Genomic DNA, 4,637 nt, shown 5'->3' on the forward strand with positions numbered 1-4,637 from the left:
CCACAAGCCTCTGATAACGTGTCGCTTTTCCCCTAGTCGTGCGCCAAGTGGATTCCGCCTGGATTCCCCGGTGAAAATGCCTGTCGCTAGCGAAACGCTGCGCTGCGCCCCCCCGCATACGTTCGGGGCCGGGGAGGAACCAGAGGAGGGGGGCCTTGTTGGTGCGACGGTCTATTGGGTTCGGCACGCATCAGTTTGGAGCAGCTCGTTCCCACTCCAGTATTCCATCCGCAGGTAGGGTCGCAGCGAAAGCCTGACGGTGGGTCCATCATTCATTGTCAGTGCCACCACCACATGTCGCGCCTCCGTTTCCTCCACCGCGAGAACGCGGTAGAGCGTGGTTCCCTCCGGTACGTCCACTTGGATGTTTGTATCGCCGTCGCTGAAACGCACTTGGTATTCACGGCGAGGGTTTTCGCAGATCAACTGGTAGGTCTCTGCGGTTGCAGGGCCTGCCAATCCGGCAAGTGCGAGAAGGGTTCTTGAGAGGGAAGAACGGGAAACGAACTGCAAAGCGCTTCAACTCCTCGAGATTTGCTCTTTGTTGTGGTCCACCTCAACAGCCTGCCAGATCGGGCCCTTTTGGCCAGTCACACATCACAGTGTCATCTCTGAAAGCATCGCTTCGGCCTGTGCCAGAACGCCCCGCACTGCCGCTTCCTCAAGGTCCGGGGGATAGCCGTACTTCCGAAGGATGCGCTTGACGAGAACCCTCAGACGCGCCCGGGCGCTGTCGCGGTGCGCCCAGTCGATGCTGACGTTGGCCTTGAGTCCCTTCAGTAGTTCATGGGCGATGATTTTCAGCTGGTCGTTGCCGAGCACGTCAACCGCGCTCTGATTATCGGCCAGCGCATCGTAAAATGCGACCTCTTCTGGTGTCAGCCCTGTCTCTTCGCCGCGGCTTCGTGCGTCGCGAACGTCCTTGGCCAGCGCAATCAGTTCCTGAAGAACCTCGACCGTGCTAATGGCATTGGTATGGTAGCGCGCTATGGCCTCTTCGAGCCGCTCCGAGAACTTCCGGGTCTCGATCACGTTGCTCTTGCTGCGCGATCGGATTTCGTCGTTCAGCAATTTCCTCAGGGCTTCCAGAGCAAGGTTCTTCTTCTCCATCTGGCCGACTTCGGCGAGAAACTCATCCGACAGGATGGAGATATCTGGCGATGATAGCCCTGCCGCCGACAGAATGTCGACGATCTCGGTCGAAGCGACGGCAGAATTGACGATTTGGCGGATTGCGAGGTCGCGGTCGGCTGCTGACGTTCCGGAACTGTCGGCCGCCTTGACCATCGCGGCTCGCACGGTCTGGAAGAAGCCCACCTCGTCGCGGACATCGCGGGCCGTATCGCTGGCGGAGCAAAGGGCGAAGGCCTTGGAGAGCGCCAGTACTGCGTCCGGGTATCGGCGGTGCGCAGCCTTCTTCGCCTCCTTGTCGGTTTCGCGCTGGGCAGCTTCGTCCTGGTTGGCCAGGATCCAGTTCAACGCCTCTGCCAGGGTGACGAGCCGCTGGTGCGGGGTGCCGGTCAATCCAGCCGAGTAGTCGAAACCGTGGAACATGGAGCGAACGACATCCAGCCGCTCCAGCAGCGCGGCAACGGCCTCTGCCTCATCGATCCCCGCCTGTTCCTGGTCCGCCCTGGAATACTGGCCCAGCGCGGACTTCAGGTTCTGGGCAATGCCGATGTAATCGACGATCAGCCCGGCTGGCTTGTCGCGGAAGACGCGGTTTACCCGGGCGATGGCCTGCATCAGCCCGTGGCCGCGCATCGGCTTGTCGATGTACATCGTGTGCATCGAGGGCGCGTCAAACCCGGTGAGCCACATGTCGCGCACGATCACCAGCTTCAGGGGATCTTTCGGATCCTTCGCCCGCTTGGCCAGCAGATCGCGCCGGGCCTTTCCCCCAATATGGGGTTGCCAGTCTTCCGGGTCCGAGGCTGATCCGGTCATCACGATCTTCACCAGCCCGGCATTGTCGTCGTCGGAATGCCAGTCGGGCCGCAGTGCGACGATCTGGTTGTAGAGGTCGACGCAGATGCGGCGGCTCATGCAGACCACCATGGCCTTGCCGTCCATCGCCTGCACGCGCGCCTCGAAATGGGCGACGAGGTCCTCGGCAACCATGCGCAGCCGCTTCTCGGCCCCGACAAGCGCCTCGACGGTCGACCACTTCCGCTTCAGCCGTTCCTGTTCGCTGACGGCTTCGTCCTCGGTCAGTTCCTCGATCTCGGCATCGACCTTGGGCTTTTCCTCCTCGGGCAGTTCGATCCTGGCGAGGCGGCTTTCGTAGTAGATCGGCACCGTCGCGCCATCTTCGACAGCACGACTGATGTCGTAGACGTCGATGTAATGGCCGAACACGGCTGGGGTGTTCACATCGTCCTTCTCGATCGGCGTCCCGGTGAACCCGATGAACGAGGCATTGGGCAGCGCGTCGCGTAGGTGCTTGGCGAAGCCGTAGGCAATCTCGCCGGTCTTCTCGATCCGCGCCTTGAACCCGTATTGGCTTCGGTGGGCTTCGTCGGCGATCACCACAACATTTCGCCGATCCGTCAGCAGCGGATAGGCCTCGCCCTTTTCCGGAGCGAACTTCTGGATCGTCGTGAACACCACCCCGCCCGAGGCGCGGGACAGGGCATTCTGCAGGTCTTCTCGGCTCTCTGCCTGGACTGGAGTCTGGCGGATCAGATCGCGGCACATCGAGAAGGTGCCGAACAGCTGGTCGTCCAGGTCATTGCGGTCGGTGATGACGACGATCGTCGGGTTCTCCATCGCCGGTTCGCGCACCAACTGGCCCGCATAGAAAGCCATGAGAAGGCTCTTGCCTGACCCCTGCGTGTGCCAGATCACCCCGGCCTTGCGGTCACCCCCGGAACGGCTCGCCTCAACTGTGCTGGCGACCGCCCGTTTCACGGCATGAAACTGGTGATAGCCTGCAATGATCTTGGCCAGATCGCCGGGTCGCTCGCCAAAGACCGTGAAATCCTGCATCAGCGACAAGAGGCGGTCCCGCGCGAAGACGCCTTCGATCAGCACCGGCATTTCCGGCGCACCCTTGGGTGCCACTTCGGCGCCATCGGTCGTGCGCCAAGGCATGAAGCGCTCCAGATCGGCAGTCAGCGAGCCGATGCGGGCCTGGATACCGTCGGTCGTGACCAGCACGGCATTCGCACGGAAGAGTGACGGGATCTGCGCCTTGTAGGTCTGCAGCTGATTGAAGGCCGCGCCGAGGGTCGCGGTCTCGGCCCCCGGCTTCTTCACTTCGATCACACCCACTGGCAAGCCGTTCAAGAACACCACCACATCCGGGCGCCGGTTGTTGCCGTTCTCGATCACCGTGAATTGCGCAATGGCCAGCCAGTCGTTCAGCCCGTCCTCGGGGTCCAGCAGTCGCACGGCATCTCCGCGGATCGTGCCGTCCTCTGCCCGGTATTCGACCGGCACGCCTTCGACCATTAACCGATGCAGCCGCCGGTTTTCCTCGATCAACGAGGGTCTGTCGGAGGCCACCACCCGCCGCAGCGCATCCTCGCGCGCATCCTCTGGGATCTGGGGGTTCAGCCGGGCCATCGCATCCCGCAGCCGCGCAACGAGGAAGGTGTCTGAATACGCCTCCCGCTCGGGTGCGCTGCCGTCGGGGCCAGAAACCGCGTCGTTCAGGAGACTGTATCCAAGCCCTCCGAGTTGATCGAGCAGGACGCCTTCAACCTGTGCCTCGGTCAAAGTGGCCATTATGCCGCCTCCTCTGCATCACTGTCCGCAGGAGGCATTGGCGCATCGCGGCACAAACCCAGCACATATTTGTAGGCTTCACGGTCAACGCCAAAAAGCAAGCGCGAAGGTTCAATCGCGATGTCGAGCGTCTCGTCTCCGGGGAGATGCAGCGTGACCTCCAGCCATCCGTCATCATTGCCCGTTGCTTCCGCAACCACATGAGAGTCGATGAGGGCATTCGATTTCGGGAAACGTTCGTACGGCTCAAGAGTGGTGACGGGGTCAGGTTCGCGCTCGAGATAGGCCTCGTGGAGAAAGCTCACGAGGGCATCGGCCGCCAGGATGGCCGCACGCCTGTGATGGGACGAGAGCTTCTGGGCGAACCCCTCTTTCCCATGGCTGATCGGCCCTGCCATGTTTCGAAATCGTCCCAGCTCGTCAACCAGCTTGAAATGTTGCGACAGGAGCTTGCTGAAGGGATCGTCGCGGCTCTCCGTCAGTTCGAGCAGGCGAAGCGCGCCTGAAACCCAATCCTTGAAAGTCGGGGTGTCGGCCTTGATCGGGCTGTCCTTCCACTCCTTGATCGGATTGGCCGGATCGTCGAGGTTTTCAATGATCACGCGGCAGGCGCATTCGACGAGACCCTTTGAAGCGTCGATGCAGGCGTCGTTCCCCTCGGCGAAGGTTTGCTGGAGGGTCTCGAACGTCTGCTGCAGCATCGGCGCATGACGCCAATGCGCGCAGAAGGTCTTGATCCCCGGATACCATTCCGCACTCATGCCGCCCTCGGTGCTGGCCCGAGGACAAACCGGGCGCGTTCGCGCCGCAGCATTTCGTAGGGACTTATGCAGGTGATGCCCAAGCCTATGCAGGCATTGGGTATCTTGATCTTCCGGGTCGAATTCGAAGGAACCTCGTGGGTGACG

At 61.7% G+C, this 4,637-nt stretch carries 3 protein-coding genes; all 3 read right to left on the minus strand.

Going from position 1 to position 4,637, the window contains the following annotated elements:
• Positions 1-597: 597 nt before the first annotated feature.
• Genes ACK4IU_RS18345 through ACK4IU_RS18355 form a run of 3 tightly spaced genes read right to left on the minus strand, consistent with a single transcriptional unit; the run spans position 598 to position 4,600 of the window.
• Entirely contained in the window at positions 598-3,729 is a 3,132-nt protein-coding gene (locus ACK4IU_RS18345; RefSeq protein ID WP_409738213.1) for a type I restriction endonuclease subunit R, read from the minus strand.
• Entirely contained in the window at positions 3,729-4,490 is a 762-nt protein-coding gene (locus ACK4IU_RS18350; protein WP_409738216.1) for an abortive infection family protein, read from the minus strand. Before ACK4IU_RS18350 ends, ACK4IU_RS18345 begins: the two co-directional genes overlap by 1 nt.
• Complete coding sequence (locus tag ACK4IU_RS18355; RefSeq protein ID WP_409738219.1) at positions 4,487-4,600, minus strand: DUF4411 family protein; 114 nt, start codon at positions 4,598-4,600, stop codon at positions 4,487-4,489. The genes ACK4IU_RS18350 and ACK4IU_RS18355 overlap by 4 nt, the downstream gene beginning before the upstream one ends.
• Between the last annotated feature and the right edge of the window lie 37 nt (positions 4,601-4,637).

This window comes from Tabrizicola flagellatus, from assembly GCF_046295235.1.
Classification (GTDB): domain Bacteria; phylum Pseudomonadota; class Alphaproteobacteria; order Rhodobacterales; family Rhodobacteraceae; genus Tabrizicola; species Tabrizicola flagellata_A.

What these genes read in the sequence shown, in the direction of transcription:
- ACK4IU_RS18345 (WP_409738213.1), bottom strand. Translation starts at nt 3,729, where the DNA reads ATGGCCACTTTGACCGAGGCACAGGTTGAAGGCGTCCTGCTCGATCAA.
- ACK4IU_RS18350 (WP_409738216.1), bottom strand. Translation starts at nt 4,490, where the DNA reads ATGAGTGCGGAATGGTATCCGGGGATCAAGACCTTCTGCGCGCATTGG.